14 protein-coding genes are annotated in these 14,271 nt (G+C 69.3%); all 14 read right to left on the reverse strand.

The window, feature by feature from the left end; genetic code table 11:
* Nucleotides 1-74: 74 nt before the first annotated feature.
* The 14 genes from ACE3P2_RS06560 to ACE3P2_RS06625 all read right to left on the reverse strand — a co-directional run bounded on the left by ACE3P2_RS06560 (nt 75) and on the right by ACE3P2_RS06625 (nt 14,205).
* A complete protein-coding gene (locus ACE3P2_RS06560) occupies nt 75-818 on the reverse strand; it encodes a polysaccharide deacetylase family protein (protein WP_374262406.1) in 744 nt (247 codons plus the stop codon).
* A 125-nt stretch (nt 819-943) separates the two neighbouring features.
* On the reverse strand, nt 944-1,624 hold the full coding sequence (locus tag ACE3P2_RS06565) for a hypothetical protein (RefSeq protein WP_374262409.1): 681 nt from the start codon (nt 1,622-1,624) through the stop codon (nt 944-946).
* Nucleotides 1,625-1,652: 28 nt separating this feature from the next.
* Nucleotides 1,653-2,918, reverse strand: a complete 1,266-nt coding sequence (locus tag ACE3P2_RS06570) for an O-antigen ligase family protein (protein ID WP_374262412.1) — start codon at nt 2,916-2,918, stop codon at nt 1,653-1,655.
* 11 nt (nt 2,919-2,929) lie between these two features.
* Complete coding sequence (locus ACE3P2_RS06575; RefSeq protein ID WP_374262415.1) at nt 2,930-3,667, reverse strand: glycosyltransferase family 25 protein; 738 nt, start codon at nt 3,665-3,667, stop codon at nt 2,930-2,932.
* Nucleotides 3,668-3,676: 9 nt separating this feature from the next.
* A complete protein-coding gene (locus ACE3P2_RS06580; protein ID WP_374262417.1) occupies nt 3,677-4,504 on the reverse strand; it encodes a hypothetical protein in 828 nt (275 codons plus the stop codon).
* A complete protein-coding gene (locus tag ACE3P2_RS06585) occupies nt 4,501-5,475 on the reverse strand; it encodes a hypothetical protein (protein ID WP_374262420.1) in 975 nt (324 codons plus the stop codon). The genes ACE3P2_RS06580 and ACE3P2_RS06585 overlap by 4 nt, the downstream gene beginning before the upstream one ends.
* Nucleotides 5,472-6,518, reverse strand: a complete 1,047-nt coding sequence (locus tag ACE3P2_RS06590; protein ID WP_374262423.1) for a polysialyltransferase family glycosyltransferase — start codon at nt 6,516-6,518, stop codon at nt 5,472-5,474. The genes ACE3P2_RS06585 and ACE3P2_RS06590 overlap by 4 nt, the downstream gene beginning before the upstream one ends.
* 3 nt (nt 6,519-6,521) lie before the next feature.
* Nucleotides 6,522-8,267, reverse strand: coding sequence for a lipid A export permease/ATP-binding protein MsbA (msbA, locus tag ACE3P2_RS06595; protein ID WP_374262425.1), 1,746 nt, complete (start codon nt 8,265-8,267; stop codon nt 6,522-6,524).
* The gene (locus ACE3P2_RS06600) at nt 8,264-8,926 is read right to left on the reverse strand and encodes a tyrosine-protein phosphatase (protein WP_374262428.1); all 663 of its coding nucleotides are present in this window, start codon (nt 8,924-8,926) and stop codon (nt 8,264-8,266) included. Before ACE3P2_RS06600 ends, msbA begins: the two co-directional genes overlap by 4 nt.
* A gap of 166 nt (nt 8,927-9,092) precedes the next feature.
* Complete coding sequence (locus ACE3P2_RS06605; protein WP_374262430.1) at nt 9,093-9,980, reverse strand: hypothetical protein; 888 nt, start codon at nt 9,978-9,980, stop codon at nt 9,093-9,095.
* Nucleotides 9,981-10,081: 101 nt separating this feature from the next.
* The gene (dbpA, locus tag ACE3P2_RS06610) at nt 10,082-11,509 is read right to left on the reverse strand and encodes an ATP-dependent RNA helicase DbpA (RefSeq protein WP_374262432.1); all 1,428 of its coding nucleotides are present in this window, start codon (nt 11,507-11,509) and stop codon (nt 10,082-10,084) included.
* A 57-nt stretch (nt 11,510-11,566) separates the two neighbouring features.
* On the reverse strand, nt 11,567-12,373 hold the full coding sequence (locus ACE3P2_RS06615; protein ID WP_374262434.1) for a DnaJ domain-containing protein: 807 nt from the start codon (nt 12,371-12,373) through the stop codon (nt 11,567-11,569).
* Between the two features lie 69 nt (nt 12,374-12,442).
* The gene (locus tag ACE3P2_RS06620) at nt 12,443-13,726 is read right to left on the reverse strand and encodes a TRAP transporter large permease (protein ID WP_374262436.1); all 1,284 of its coding nucleotides are present in this window, start codon (nt 13,724-13,726) and stop codon (nt 12,443-12,445) included.
* Nucleotides 13,723-14,205 (reverse strand): TRAP transporter small permease, encoded by a 483-nt coding sequence (locus tag ACE3P2_RS06625; protein WP_374262439.1) that lies wholly within the window; start codon nt 14,203-14,205, stop codon nt 13,723-13,725. Before ACE3P2_RS06625 ends, ACE3P2_RS06620 begins: the two co-directional genes overlap by 4 nt.
* Between the last annotated feature and the right edge of the window lie 66 nt (nt 14,206-14,271).

Genomic DNA, 14,271 nt, shown 5'->3' on the forward strand with positions numbered 1-14,271 from the left:
ATCATGGGCGAAAACCAGGCGGCGCAAAGACCGCTATTGTGCCGCAAGTCGGCGGGAGTTCGCCCGGATTCGGGTCAGCTGCGGCGGATCGGCGGATGCCGCGGGGTGTTCTTGGTGAGCAGCTTCCAGAGCACACCCAGCGCGGTGTTGCCCTGGGAGACGGGCTTGCGCGGCAGGGTCAGCAGGTCGTCCGCCGGGGTGGCGACGGCGCGCACGCAGGTGGTGGCAGTGACGTAGCCGGCGTCGGCGGCGGCATGGACGGCGCGCAGGTCGTGGCTGCCGTAGGGGTAGCAGAAGTGGTCGACCCGTTCGCCGAGAACGTCTTCGAGCATGCGCTTGCTGACGCTCATCTCCTCGGCGATGCGCGGGGTTTCCTGCTGGGCGAGGCGCGGGTGGCTGACGGTGTGCGAGCCCACGGTAAAGCCTAGGTCGCGCACCTCGCGCAGCTGGGCCGCGTTCATCAGCGGGGCCGGGGCGAGGCCTTCGGGCACCGCCCAGTCGTTGGTCCTGCCCAGCATGCCGGCGACGGCATACACGGTGGCCGGATAGCCGTGCGCCTTGAGCACCGGCGCGGCGCATTCGAGAAAATCCACGTAGGCGTCGTCGAAGGTGAGCACCACCGCCCTGGACGGCAGCGGCTGGGCGCCGCGCAACCCGGCGACGGCGGCGTCCATGCCGATCACCGTGTAGCCGAAACGCTTGAGCATCGCCATCTGGGCGGCAAAGCGCGGCAGGTCGCAATACTGGGCTCGGTGACTCGGCATCCGTTTCGGAAAGTCGCCGATGCGGTGGTACATCAGGATGTGGATACGACTCATGGGCTTGGAAAATGTCGCGCCGGAAAGCGCATCATGCCGATTTTCCCTTGCATTGACCTTGCCGCACAGGAAAATGTTGCGCTCCGGTGTGCTTTCGCCGCATCGCGCAAGCGGTGCCGCCGGCCCTAGAAGTAGCGGTAGGCCAGCCACGCGATGCCGGCAAGCACGACCAGCCCCATCGCGGCGTTGCGGGTTTTCTTCATGGCGCGCTGCAGCTTGACGCGGCGCCGGCTGGACTGAAAGTGCTCGACCACCGGGGTTTCGACGCCGCGGTCGAAGATCTTCACGTAGGACTCGGGCAGCGCGCCGATGCGCAGTTCGGGGTGCTTCTCGATGGCCGCGGTGAAGCTGTCCTGGTCCACCCCCAGCACCATGCCGCCCTGGGCGCCGATCCAGTCCTCGACGAAGGCACGCACCGCCGGCGTGTTGCGCAGGTAGAGCGTGCCGGTGAGGTAGCGGTGGGACATGCCGCTGCTTTCGGGGGCGATGAACACGCCCACGTCGGCGTCGAAATCGAAGAACAGCTTGAGGGGCGAGCGAACCACCGAATCGGCATCGAGATAGACGATGGCGCGGTCCGGGAAACGACGCAGGCAGTCGAGCAGGAACTCGGGCTTGATCCGCGTGTTGGCTTCCCAGTAGCCGCGGCTGGCAAAGCGCTTGAGGAAATACGGCGTCTGGGTGCGGTCGAGGGAGTCGCGCAGCTTGGCCGCTTCGGCGGCGTAGCCGTCGGTGAAGAAGCCGCAGGTGAGGAAAGGCACGCCCGCCGCGTCCTTGAGGAGTTCGCCGTCGGCGCCCATTTTCATCGTTGCTGATTCCTTGCGTGGAGGCGGCTTATTCTGCCCGATTCGGCCCGCCTTGTCGGCGCCCATCTAGCGGGCCGAGGCTGCGCTGGCCGAGCAGCAGCGTTCCGAACAGCACGAACAGCAGCGAGGTGTTGGAGCGCCAGAGGTAATCCTCGAACAGGCTGATGACGGCGATGAACACCGCGAGCGCGACGCGCGGGCGGGCCAGCGCATCGCCCCGGCGGCGCCACAGGATCGGCGGCAGGTAGGTGAGGAGCAGGATCAGCCCACCGGCGATGCCGGTGGTGGTGACGGTGAACAGGTACTGGTTGTGGGGGTTGTTGGTGGTGAGCCAGGTGGGGGTGTAGCGGGCGTTGAGGCGGGCGTACTCGGCGTCGAAATCGCCGGCACCGACGCCGGCGAGAGGGTGCTCGGCGGCCAGGCGCAGGGTGTTGGTGAGATAGGCGAGGCGCAGGGCGGTGGCGGTGTCGGGAACGCGGTCGCGCTGCTGGAGTTCGGTGAGGGTCTCGTCCACCTGCGCGGCGATCGGGGCGCTGGTGTGGTAGCCGAACACCGCCAGGCCGGCAACGAGACCCACTGCGGCCACGGCGGCGCGCAGCGGATGGCGGGAAAAACGCTGGACCACCAGGAGCCCGACCAGCACCAGGAAGGTGAGCTGGCCGGTGCGCCCGGTCGAGAAGATCAGGTTGCCCACGGTGAGCGCCGCCAGCAGGGCGAAACCGACGCGACGCGCGACGGAGCCGACGAGGCTCTCGTGCAGCGCCAGGTAGCCGGCCCAGGCGAGGATCGGCGCGTAGAGGATGTGATCGACGAAGGGCCCGGTCTCGGTGGCTTCCTTTTGCACCCGGATGCCCCGCGGCCACTCGGGGAAGGCGGTCAGCTGCAGCCAGTTGTAGTAGGCGAGCAGTTCGGTGAACAGGCAGCCGGCGAGGAAGAAGGCGATGCAGCGCGGGGCGAGCTCGCGGCGGGCGACGCTGAGGTAGAGCGGCGAGATCAGGAAGAAGCCGTAGCGCCCGACCATCCGCCAGCCGCTGGTCATGTCCTCGGTCCACAGCAGCGACAGCGGGGTGATCCAGAAGAAGGCCTGGAAGATCCAGAACAGCGGGTCGGCCTTGAGCTGTACCCATTTTTCGGCGAAGCGCCCCTCGGCGAGGCCGAGCAGCAGGAGCAGCCCGCTGAGGGCATATACCGGCGCCACGTGGCCGGGCAGGAAGGCGAACAGGCTGGCGAACAACCAGCCGTTGAGCTCGGGAATGCGGGCGCGAAACGCCGCCAGGGCGGTGCGGGAGGACATGGCGGGGTGCGTCAATCGGCCTTGTGCAGGTGTGCCCTGAGGCGTCGCGCCATCAGGAACACGGCGATCTTGCGACGCTCGGCTTCGGCGACGCGCGCAAAGTGGCGAGCCACCCGGCGGGGAATGCTGTTGCCGCCATCGCTGCCGAAGCGCCCGGCGATGCTGCTGGCGAGGCTGGCGTCCTCTACGACCACGCTGGGCGAGAGCACCGGCACGCACAGGCCGAAACGCCAGTAGCGGTCGAGGGTGTCGTCGATCGGGCCTTTCGGCACCGCGATGGCGTCGAGCAGGCGACGCGCGCCGGCGAGGCTGACCATGTAAGCCTGGGTGCCGCTGGGGTGCTTGTTGGGGAGGATCAGCCGCTCGCCGCCCGACAGGGTGAGCAGCGGAATGCCGCGGATCGGCTGCAGGGCCGACAGGCGCACGGCGTCCCACGGCAGGTCGAGGGCGGCGATCTCGTCGGCGACGCGCATCAGCGTGGGGCTGCAGATCACGTCGTCCTCGAGAATGATCGCGTGGGGCAGCCTGCGTTCGACGACCGTCTGCCAGAAGCGCACGTGACTGAGATAGCAGCCCACCTCGCCGTTGGAGAGGCCGGGCTCGGCGTCCGGGCCGAGGCTGGCACGGTCCACCCGGGCACCTTCGACGGCGGGCAGGATCTCGGCCTCGAGGCCCAGTTCGGCCAGATGGCGCAGGATGGCGACGCGGCGCTCGGCGGCGCGTTCGAGATTGACGACGAAAATCTTCATGACGGGTGCTCAGTATTCCAGCCGGCCGTGGTGGCCCAGGATCTGCAGGATGCGGGACTTGTGCTTCTCGACGAAGCGCGCGGCCAGGCCGCGCAGGGGCGCCAGCGGGCCCGGCGGCGGGTGGATGGCGAGGACGCGGTGCTTGCGACAGTCGTCCGGGAGGCCGGCGAGCACGCGGCGGAACTCTTCCTCGGGATCGATGCCGTCGGCGGCGAGCTTGCGGTAGAACGCGCCGTCGGTCCTGATCGGCCGGGTGTGGCGGATCACCGCGCTGTCGACGATCCCGACTCGGCCGCCGTCGGCCCGCGCCAGGTGGCAGTAGGCGTGGTCGGTGCCCCAGGTGCTGAAGGTGATCGGCAGGGTATCCAGGTGGCGGGCGATGAAGGCGGTGTCGAAGCCCGGGCACATCACTTCGACGAAGTTGGTCTCGCGCCACTCGGCCAGCGGGTTGCGCAGCATGATGCGGTGCGACCAGTAGCCCGACCAGTCCTGCGCCGGGTGCGAGACGCGCAGGCCGAGCCGCGCGACGGTCTCGAAATACGCCGAGATGCTGCCGTGGGAGACGGTCAGGTCGTCGTCGGCGAGCAGCACGTGGCGATAGCGGGCGAGATCGAGCCGCCCCGACTGCACGCATTCGCGAAAGTGGGCGAGCTTGTTGTAGCCGCCGGTTTCGGTGGCGATGGCATCGGGACACGGCGCGCAGGGCGTGTAGCCGCTGACGAAGACGTCCCAGTTGCGCTCGGGTTCGCGCGCCAGCCACTGGTCCAGCAGCGGCGCGGCGCCGACGCGCATGAAGACGAGGTAGGGGCGGGCCGGACGGCCGTTGGCGGTGCTCATCGGTTCAGCCCGAGTGCTTTGCGGGTTTGTCGGACGATGCGGTCGAGCGATTTCTTCAGTTCGGTCAGCGGCACGAAGATCAGCCGCAGCAGGTAGGCGCGACGCAGCCGGCGATATTCGGGCCAGCCGAGAATCGCCGGGTGGGTGACGCCGCGCAGCGCGCGCAGCGTGACCCACGGCAGTTGCACCGCGCCCATGATACGGCGGTTGGTCTTGACGAAGACGAGTTCGTCGGGCCGCGCGGTGCGGCCGAAGTAGGCGCCGCCATAAAGAGGGTCGCCGCCGCCGGAAGTCGGGTTGATGTCGGCGTGCGGCGTGCGGTAGTCGACCGCGTTGTAGCGGGCGAGGCAGGCCTTGATGTTCCAGCCGGCCTGCAGCAGCGCCTGGGACAGCCGCAGCTCGTACTCGCAGATCACGTCGTCTTTCGCGAGGCGTTCGTGGACGTCGTAGAAGCCGATGCCTTGCAGGTGCTTCAGGGCCGCCGGTGTCATCGCGTAGGCGGTGGTCTGGACGTGGGAATGCGGCGTGGGAAAGCCGTGGCGGGCGTGCAGGCGTCTGGACACCGAGGATTCGGGCGAGAGGATCGCGATGCTGCTGCCGACCAGCGCCACCTCGGCGCTGAAGTGATCGGTGAACAGCGTGGCCCACGACCCGTCGTGCCCCGCCGGCACGAACGGTCCGCGGACCGAGGAGTTCACGAACACGAAGAAACCGTAGTCGTCCAGGCCGTCGCGAAGTTCGGCGAGGGCGGCGACGTAGCCGCCGAAGTCGTTGTTCTTGTTCTCGGTGTGGAGGTAGCGGACGTTGGGCAGCGACGGCAGCGCCACCGCGCAGTGGCCGGCGATGACGATCACGAAATCCAGGTCCTCGCGGTAAGCGGTGGCCAGGAAGAAGACGAGGTTCTCGCGGTAGAGCCGGTCGTGCTCGAAGTAATGGAAAAAGACCAGCCCCCGCTGCGCCGCGCCGTTCAAGCCGCGCCCCCACGACCGATCAGCGCGATGCCGTTGACCCGGAACGCCGCCTCCATCTGCCGCCGCTCGTCGTCGGACTTGAAGCGCACGCGGTCCCAGCCGAAGGCCACCACCGCGGTGTCCGCCGGCGCGGTCTGGCGGGCGAACAGCAGGGCGCTGGAGCGCACGCCGAGCACCGCCGCATAGGGCGTGCGGGCGAGGTGCACTTCGAGGGGTTCGTCAAGGGTGACGACTTCGTATTCGGGGCGGTTGAGTTCGAGCGCCGGATCCTTCGGATGACCTTTGTAGAAGACCCGGTTGATGCCGCGGGCCTTCAGCCAGGCGGCGATCTCGTCGCTCACGTGGTCGCGGTCGGCCGCCTGCATCAGCCCGGCGCCCACCAGCGGCTGGCCGATGACGAGGGCGGTGGGCTCACCGCCCGGGGCCTGGCGGGCGGGGTCGGGCTCGACCAGCGGCGGCAGCACCACCGTTTTGGCCGGCGGGTATTCGTGGGGCAGACCGGGCAGCACGTAAATGCGGTCGCAGAAGGGCGCGTCGGAGCCGATGCGGTCACCGCCGAAGCACCAGTAGTCGAGCTCCGGCGCCACCAGCCGGCGCAGCTTGCGGGCGTACTGGGCGACGCGCTTGGCGGCGGACAGCGGGTAGCGACGGATGCTGATGATGCCGTCGGGCAGGATGCGGGCGTGCATCGTGCGGGCGCCGGCGCGGCGCGGCAGGGCGCGCAGGAAGTAGTTGATCGCCTCGGTGTCGAACACCGCGCTGTGGATCACCAGTTCGTCGCAACGGCCAACCAGATCGGCGACCCGCCGGATGTTGTCGCGCTGGCGGGCGAGGCGTCCGAACAGGCCGGGCAGCGGCTCCCAGCGCGGCCACGGCATGTAGCCGGCGGCGTCCCAGTCGGCCGCGCGGACGATGGGGGTGACGCCGCGCTTGTACCACACCAGCACCTGCCGGGCGCCGGGCTCGAAAGCCTCGGCGATGCGCCGCGCAGCGAGGTATTGCAGCGGCGAGGCGACGAAATACAGGGCGACCCGTTGCGACATGGCTCAGGCGTCCGGCGTGTCGTGGGCCTCGCCGCTGGCGAGCAGGCGGGCATAGGCGCCACCGGCGGCGACCAGGCTGTCGTGGGTGCCGGTCTCGACGATGCGGCCGCGCTCCATGACGACGATCTTGTCGGCGTCGCGGATGGTGGACAGGCGGTGGGCGATGACGATCACGGTGCGGTTCTTGCGCAGCTCGATGAGCGCATCTTTCACGGCGCGCTCGGATTCGTTGTCGAGGGCCGAGGTGGCTTCGTCCAGCAGCAGGATCGGGGCGTCGCGCAGGAAGGCGCGGGCGATCGCGATGCGCTGGCGCTGGCCGCCGGAGAGCTGGCTGCCATTGGCGCCGACGCGGGTGGCGAGGCCGTCGGGCAGCGCGTCGATGAACTCCATCGCGTGGGCGGCGTGGGCGGCGGCGACGATGTCGGCCTCGGGCACGTCGGGCCGGCCGTAGGCGATGTTGGCGGCCACGGTGTCGTCGAACAGCACCACCTGCTGGCCGACCCAGCCGAGCTGCTGGCGCAGGTGGGCCAGCGGCAGCGCCGCGAGCGGCGTGCCGTCGAGCAGGATGCGGCCCTCGTCCACGTCGTAAAAACGCGCCACCAGATTGACCAGCGTGCTCTTGCCGCTGCCCGAGGCGCCGACCAGCGCCACCGTCTGGCCCGGATGGACGTCGAGGCTGAAGTGGCGCAGCGCGAAATCGCCCTGGCCGGGGTAGCGGAAGCTGATGTCCTCGAAGCGCAGTTCGCCGGTGGCGCGGGGAAAGCTGCCGGTGGCGTCGTCCTTTTCGGCGGGGGTGTCGAGCAGTTCGAAGATGCTCTGGGCGCCGGCGAGGCCGCGCTGGATGGTGGCGTTGATGTTGGTGAGGCGACGGATCGGCTCGAACAGCATCGACATGGCGGTGACGAAGGAGACGAATTCGCCGGGACTCAATTTGTCCTGGGCCGACAGCGAGGTGGCGGTCCAGATCACCGTGGCCACGGCCGCCGCCGCCAGCACCTGCACCAGCGGCACATTGACCGCCGAGACGCGCACGGTGTGCATGGTCTGCTTGCGCAGGCGTTCGGAGATCGCGGCGAAGCGGGCGTCCTCGTGGTCGTGGGTGCCGAACAGCTTGATCTCGCGCACGCCGCCGAGGGTTTCCTCGACGGTGCCGGTGAGCTGGCCGGCGGTTTCCTGCATGTCGCGGTTGGAGCCACGCAGCTTGCGGCTGGCGACGCGGATCAGCCAGGCCACCACTGGGGCGATGGCGACGATGACGAGGGTCAGCTCCCACGCGGTGTAGATCAGGTAGCCGGTGAGACCGATGATGATCAGCGTGTCGCGCACCACGATGATCCAGGCGCTGGAGAGCGCCGCGCCCACCTGCGGGATGTCGTAGAGGATGCGCGACAGCATGCGGCCGCCGGTCTCGGCCTGGTGCACCGGGATCGGCAGGTGCATCTGGTGGCGGAACACCTGCTGGCGCAGGTCGGTGATCGCCTTGTTGGCGATCCACTGGCTCGACACGTTGGCGATGTACTCGGCCACGCCCTTGGCGAGGAAGGCCAGCATCAGGAACAGCGGCACCTGCCACTGGGCGACCTGGTTCTTCTTGATGAGGCTCTCGTCCACCAGCGGCTTGAGCAGGCCGGGCAGGATCGGTTCGAGGGCCGCGGCGGCGATCATCGCGAGGATCGAGATGAGCACCACGCGGGAGTAAGGCCGCACCGAACCGAGCAGGCGGCGGTAAAGCAGGAAGGAGTCTTTCATTCCCGGTGCAGGACCTTGTCGACGATGAGGCTCGCCCAGCCTTCCTCGCGGAAGCGGGAATGCAGTTCGAGGCGGTTGTATTCGGTGTCCACCCACTCGAGGAAGCCGATCGGCGACTGAGCGTTGCGGGCCACGTAGGTGGCGAAGAAGAAGTCGAGCACGCCGGTCTTGGCGCGCTTGAAGTGGCCGTACTTCCACGACAGCTCGCTCATCGCGTCCTCGACCCGATGCCCGAGGTGCAGGATGCGGTACAGGGCGGCCCCGAGGCCGGCCCGGTCGGCACCGGACTTGCAGTGCAGCAGCGCCGGGTATTCGATCTGCTTGAACAGGTCGTCCATCGCGTGGACTTCCTCGACTTCCGGCGGCGTGCGGGAATACAGCTTGACGTCGTGGAGGGCGATGCCGAGCTGCGCGCAGGCTTCCTTCTCGAGGGCGTAGGAGCCGTAGCCGTGGGCGCCGCGCAGGTTGATGATGCTCTTCAGGCCGAGCGTCCGGGCGTAGCCGCGGATCTGCGCCGGGCTGGGCTGGCTGGAGCGGTACATGCCGCCGCCCAGGTCGTAGAAGTTGTTGTAGATCGCGCGGATCGCCCCGTGGTCGACCAGGTGCATGTCGAGCCAGGCGCGCACGCGGCCGCCGGTGCGCGAGATGTCCATCGTCATCGTCCGCCCTCCGCCGGCAAGACGGCAGCGGCGAGTGCGACGCGACAGGAAAGGCGGGACAGGTGCGGCATGGGGCGGTGGGCGGCGAAGGGTCGGCCGTCGTGAGGAAACGCGGATTATCGCATCTAGGGCAGGCGCGGGTAAGCCGCCACGGCGCGGGCGGGCGTCAGCGCCCGAGCAGCCCCTTCAGGCTGAGGCGCCGGGCGGGGTCGCCGTAGATGTCGTTGGGTTTGCGCTTGCGGTCGCGCAGCCAGGCGTCGAGGGCCGCGCTGCGACGGCGGTGGAGGTCGCGAAAGGCCGGGTGGCCGGTGCGGCGGTACTGCGCCTTCAGGGCGTCGAGGACCAGCAGCTCGTCGATTGCGTTGGCGTGCTCCGGGTTGCAGGCGGCGTAGCGGGGGTAATCGAGCCCGATCTCGGCGTCGAGCCCGAGCTTTTCGAGCACGGCGCAGATCAGCCGCTCCATGACGAAGATCTTGAGCGGGTAGTGGCCGGCGACGGCGCGGTGGTCGGTGGTGCCGTTGAGGCGTCGGGCCAGGGCGTCGGTGCCGTGTTCGCAGAGGTCGAAGAGCCGCTCCGCGTAGCCGAACCAGATTCGCCAGACATCCATCCGGGCGACGAAATAGTTCGAGAAGATCGAGCGGGTCTGATCCGCGTAGTGGTCGGCCGCGACGACGTCCACGTCGAGACCGATGCGCTCGAACGCCTCGCGGGTGACGTCGATGAGCCCCGGGTGCCAGAAGTCGCCCTGGGCGAAGACGTTGGGGAACAGCGCGAGCTGGTCGAGGAAAGGCGAGAAGGCGACCACCGCCGCGTCGGTGGCCTCGCAGCGAGCGATCAGGTCGCGCGCGCCGAGGCCGGTCTTTTCGGCGAGGCGCGGTGAGAACAGGCCGAAACGGTCGTCGTCGGCGAAATCGGTGTTGAGCAGGATGTCGCGGATGCAGCCGTATTCGAACCAGCCGCTCACCGGCGGGTGGCGGTTGTCGTAGGGGATGAAGCCCGGGCCGATCGCCTGGCGCGTCGCGTCGTCGTAGAAAACCTGGTAGAGCCTGATCACACGGGCCTCGTCGGGGTGGGTGCCGGGAGCGGCGAGCTTTCGCGGCCAGGGCGGCCTGCCGCGAAGGTGCGCCGATTATCGCATCCCGCGCCAGTGCCGCTTCAGTCGCCGAGCAGGCGCACGCGCACCTTCTTGCCCTTGATCCGGCCGTCGGCGAGGCGCTTGAGGGCCTGTCGGGCGATGCCACGCTCGACCGCCACGTAGGTGGATTGCTCATTCACGTTGATCTTGCCGATCTGGCCGGCGGCAAAGCCCGCCTCGCCGGTGAGTGCGCCGAGCACGTCGCCGGGGCGGATCTTGTCCTTGCGTCCGCCGAGGATCTGCAGCGTGACCATCGGCGCGCACAGCGGCATCTGGGCTTCGGCCTGCAGCTCGGCGACGGATGCCCACTGGGGAACGAAGCCCATCGCGGCGGCGATGGCGTCGACGCGCCGCTCGTCGTTGGGGCCGACCAGGGTCAGCGCCCAACCGTCCCGGTCGGCGCGACCGGTGCGGCCGATGCGGTGGACGTGCACCTCCGGGTCGGGCGTCGGGTCCACGTTGATCACCGCCTCCAGCCCGGCCACGTCGAGACCGCGGGCGGCCACGTCGGTGGCCACCAGCACGGTGCAGCTGCGGTTGGCGAACTGCACCATCACCTGATCGCGCTCGCGCTGATCGAGTTCGCCGTGCAGGGCCAGCGCCTCGATGCCTTCGGCGGCCAGCGCGTCCACCAGGTCGCGGCACTGCTGGCGGGTGTTGCAGAAGGCCAGCGCGCTTTCCGGCCGGTAGTGGCGCAGCAGCAGGCCGACCGCGGCGAGGCGCTGCCCGGCGTCGACGCGGTAGAAACGCTGGCGGATCTTGTCGTCGGCGTGCAGTCCGGCCACGGCGATCTCCCGCGGCTGACGCATGAAGCGGCGGGCGAGCCGAACCACGCCGTCGGGATAGGTGGCCGAGAACAGCAGGGTCTGGCGCGTCGGCGGACAGGCTTCGACGACCTGGGAAATGTCGTCGAAGAAGCCCATGTCGAGCATCCGGTCGGCCTCGTCGAGCACCAGCGTGGCCAGCGCGTCGAGCTGCAGACTGCCCCGGGCGAGGTGGTCGAGCAACCGCCCCGGCGTGCCGACGACCACGTGGGCGCCATGGGCGAGGCTGTCGATCTGCGGGCGGATCGGGCTGCCGCCGCACAGGGTCAGCACCTTGATGTTGTCCTCGGCGCGGGCGAGGCGGCGGATTTCCTGGCTCACCTGCTCGGCCAGCTCGCGGGTCGGGCACAACACCAGGGCCTGCACGGCGAAGCGGCGGGCGTCGAGACGCTGCAGCAGCGGCAGCGCGAAGGCGACGGTCTTGCCGCTGCCGGTGCGGGCCTGGGCGATGAGGTCGTCGCCGGCCAGGGCGACCGGCAGGCTGGCGGCCTGGATCGGCGTCATGGCGTGATAGCCGAGACGGGCGAGGTTGGCGAGCACGGCCGGCGGCAGGGCCAGCGTGTCGAAGGGCGTGGCGGGGACGGCGGAGGTGTCGTCCGGCGGCGGGAGGGGCGTCGAGGTCATGCCGGATTATCCCGGAAAGCGCGGCGCCCCGCCGTAAAACCCGGCGCGGGCCGGCGTTCAGTGACCGCTGTCGAGGCGCAGGCGGGCGCGCTCGCGGGCGAGGCGGTCCTGGAGGCGGCGCTCTTCGTCCTCCTGGGCGAGGCGTTCGCGGGCCTCCCGCTGCTGGCGATCCCATTCGGCCTTCTGGCGGGCCGCCTCCTCGCTGCGCTGCAGATCGCTGGAGACCTGATCGGCGTAGCGCTTGCGTTCGGCCAGGGCCTGCTCGTGCTTGCGCTCCTCCTCGCGGCGGGCGTATTCGGCGCGGCGCTCGGCCTCGGTCTGGCGAAACGCCTCGCGCTCACGACGGGCCGCGTCCTCCTGGTCGGCGATCTCCTGATCGCTCAGGTTGCCGTACATCTGGCGCCGCTCGGCCGCCGCGGCGCGCTCCATCGCCGGGTTCACCGCGTCGCCACTGGCGGCGCGGCTCACCTGGCGGAAGGCGAACACCGAGAAGAAGATCTGGATCAGCATCCCGACGATCATCAGCCCGCCGATCACCGTGAGCATGATGCGCAGCGGCGAGCGCTGCTTGAGCGCCTTGATCTCCACCTCGATCGGCAGCGGCGCGCCCGCCGCCATCGCCACCGGCGGCAGGTCGGGCTGGGTCGGCGCGAGGCTGGCGTCGTAGGCGGCGCGCCGGTTCGCGTCGGAGAGCACCCACCAGGCTTCCTTGATCGCCTTGATGCGATTGTCGGCGTCGCCCGGCGGGAGGCCGTGGTTGCCCGTCCGGTAGTGCTCCACCAGCTTGATGTGCGCGGCCTGGATGTCGCTCGCGCTGGCATCCGGCGTCAGCCGGAGCAGATCGTAAAGTGTGGTCTTCTTCATCTGGGACGGATCGGTCGGCGGTGCAAAGCGCCGAAATTATATCGCCGGGCGCCGCCCAAGCCTTGCCGCCTACAGGTAGCCCAGGTGGCGCGGCAGCCACAGGGCGATGTCGGGCACGAAGGTGACCAGGAACATCGTGCCGGCCATCGCGGCGATCATCCACAGCACCCACGGCACGGTGGATTCCATCGTCACGTTGGCCATCCGGCAGGTGACCATCAGATTGACGCCCAGCGGCGGGTGGAACTGGCCCAGCGCCATGTTCATGGTGATGATGACCCCGAACCACACCAGGTCCCAGCCGAAGTGGGTGGCGATGGGCACCAAGAGCGGCAGGAAGATGAAGTAGATCGAGATGGCGTCGAGGAACATCCCGGCGATCAGCAGCAGGAGCTGGATCGACAGCAGCATCGGAATCTCCGACAGCCCGGTGCCCAGCAGCGCGGCGGCCAGATGGTCGAAGGTGCCCAGGGTGTTGCTGGCCCACGCGAAGACGCTGGCCAGCGCCACCACGGTGAGGATCACCGACGAAATCTCGGCCGATTCCACCAGCACGCCGTACACGTCCTTCCAGGTGAGCGAGCGGTAGATCACCATGCCCATCACGAGGCCGTAGAACACCGCCACCACGGCCGCCTCGGTGGGCGTGAAGAAGCCGCTGCGCATCCCGCCGAGGATGATGACCGGCGCCGCGAGGCCCCAGCCGGCGTCCTTGAGGCTCTGCCAGAAGGGCGGGCGGTCTTCATCCACCTCGGCCTCGAAGCCGTGCTTCACCGACAGCGCCCAGGCCACCAGGATCAGCGTGAGGCCCGACAGGATGCCGGGGATCATGCCCGCCGCGAACAGCGCCGGCACCGACGCCTGGGGCACCAGCAGGCTGTAGATCACGAAGGCGATGGACGGCGGGATCAGGATGTCGGTCGAGCCCGCCGCGGCGATCACCCCGGCGGTGAAGGAGCGCGGATAGCCGGCCTTGAGCATCGACGGCAGCATCACCGCGCCCACCGCCGCCGAATCCGCCGGGCCCGAGCCCGAGATGCCGCCCAGGATCATCGCCACCAGGATCGCCACGATGGCGAGGCTGCCGCGCCGCTGGCCGACCAGCGCCGAGGCGAAGCGCACGATGGTCGCCGCCACGCCGGCGCGCTCGAAGATGAGGCCGGCGATCACGAAGACCGGAATCGCCATCAGCGGATACTTGGCGATGCCGGTGTAGACATTGGTGGGCAGCGACAACATGCCCAGGTCGGCGGCGGCCACCACCGCCACGCCGGCGAGGCCCATCGCCACCGCCAGCGGCACGCCGGCGAGCATCAGGCCGAAGAAAAGGGCGAACAGCAGCCAGTCCATCATTCACCCCGCTTCAGCAACACGGCCACGAGGCGCAGCACGATCACCACGGACAGCACCGGCAGCCACACGGTGTACCACCACTGGGGCACGCCCAGCGACGGCGAGGTCACCTCGAAGCTGTAGTCGTCCCACGCCATCCGCGCGCCGTACCAGGCCAGCAGGCCGAACATCGCCAGCCCGCACAGGGCCGCGAAGCGCTCCGCCAGCGGGCGCACGGCGGGCCAGCGGTCGATGAAGAAGGTGATCGCGATGTGGTGCTTGCTGGCGAAGGCGTGGGACGCGCCCACCAGCGTCATCACCACCAGCAGCGCCACCGAGATCTCCTCGGTGAAGGCGAAGGAGATGTCGGTGAAGTAGCGCACCAGCACGTTGGCCATGGTGAGCACGCACAGCAGCCCCATCGACGCGGCCATCAGGACGCGCTCGACGGCGCCGAGGGAAAACTTGCCGCCCGGGGCGGTCTTGTCGGGTTGGTTCATCGCAGCGAGGCTCGAGGCGCCGTCGCGGCACGGCGGTGCGCCGCGACGGGCAAGGGAAGACGAAGG

The sequence above is a fragment of the Zoogloea sp. genome, assembly GCF_041911615.1.
Taxonomy (GTDB): domain Bacteria; phylum Pseudomonadota; class Gammaproteobacteria; order Burkholderiales; family Rhodocyclaceae; genus Zoogloea.

What these genes read in the sequence shown, in the direction of transcription:
- ACE3P2_RS06560 (WP_374262406.1), bottom strand. Translation starts at nt 818, where the DNA reads ATGAGTCGTATCCACATCCTGATGTACCACCGCATCGGCGACTTTCCG.
- ACE3P2_RS06565 (WP_374262409.1), bottom strand. Translation starts at nt 1,624, where the DNA reads ATGAAAATGGGCGCCGACGGCGAACTCCTCAAGGACGCGGCGGGCGTG.
- ACE3P2_RS06570 (WP_374262412.1), bottom strand. Translation starts at nt 2,918, where the DNA reads ATGTCCTCCCGCACCGCCCTGGCGGCGTTTCGCGCCCGCATTCCCGAG.
- ACE3P2_RS06575 (WP_374262415.1), bottom strand. Translation starts at nt 3,667, where the DNA reads ATGAAGATTTTCGTCGTCAATCTCGAACGCGCCGCCGAGCGCCGCGTC.
- ACE3P2_RS06580 (WP_374262417.1), bottom strand. Translation starts at nt 4,504, where the DNA reads ATGAGCACCGCCAACGGCCGTCCGGCCCGCCCCTACCTCGTCTTCATG.
- ACE3P2_RS06590 (WP_374262423.1), bottom strand. Translation starts at nt 6,518, where the DNA reads ATGTCGCAACGGGTCGCCCTGTATTTCGTCGCCTCGCCGCTGCAATAC.
- msbA (WP_374262425.1), bottom strand. Translation starts at nt 8,267, where the DNA reads ATGAAAGACTCCTTCCTGCTTTACCGCCGCCTGCTCGGTTCGGTGCGG.
- ACE3P2_RS06600 (WP_374262428.1), bottom strand. Translation starts at nt 8,926, where the DNA reads ATGACGATGGACATCTCGCGCACCGGCGGCCGCGTGCGCGCCTGGCTC.
- dbpA (WP_374262432.1), bottom strand. Translation starts at nt 11,509, where the DNA reads ATGACCTCGACGCCCCTCCCGCCGCCGGACGACACCTCCGCCGTCCCC.
- ACE3P2_RS06615 (WP_374262434.1), bottom strand. Translation starts at nt 12,373, where the DNA reads ATGAAGAAGACCACACTTTACGATCTGCTCCGGCTGACGCCGGATGCC.
- ACE3P2_RS06620 (WP_374262436.1), bottom strand. Translation starts at nt 13,726, where the DNA reads ATGATGGACTGGCTGCTGTTCGCCCTTTTCTTCGGCCTGATGCTCGCC.
- ACE3P2_RS06625 (WP_374262439.1), bottom strand. Translation starts at nt 14,205, where the DNA reads ATGAACCAACCCGACAAGACCGCCCCGGGCGGCAAGTTTTCCCTCGGC.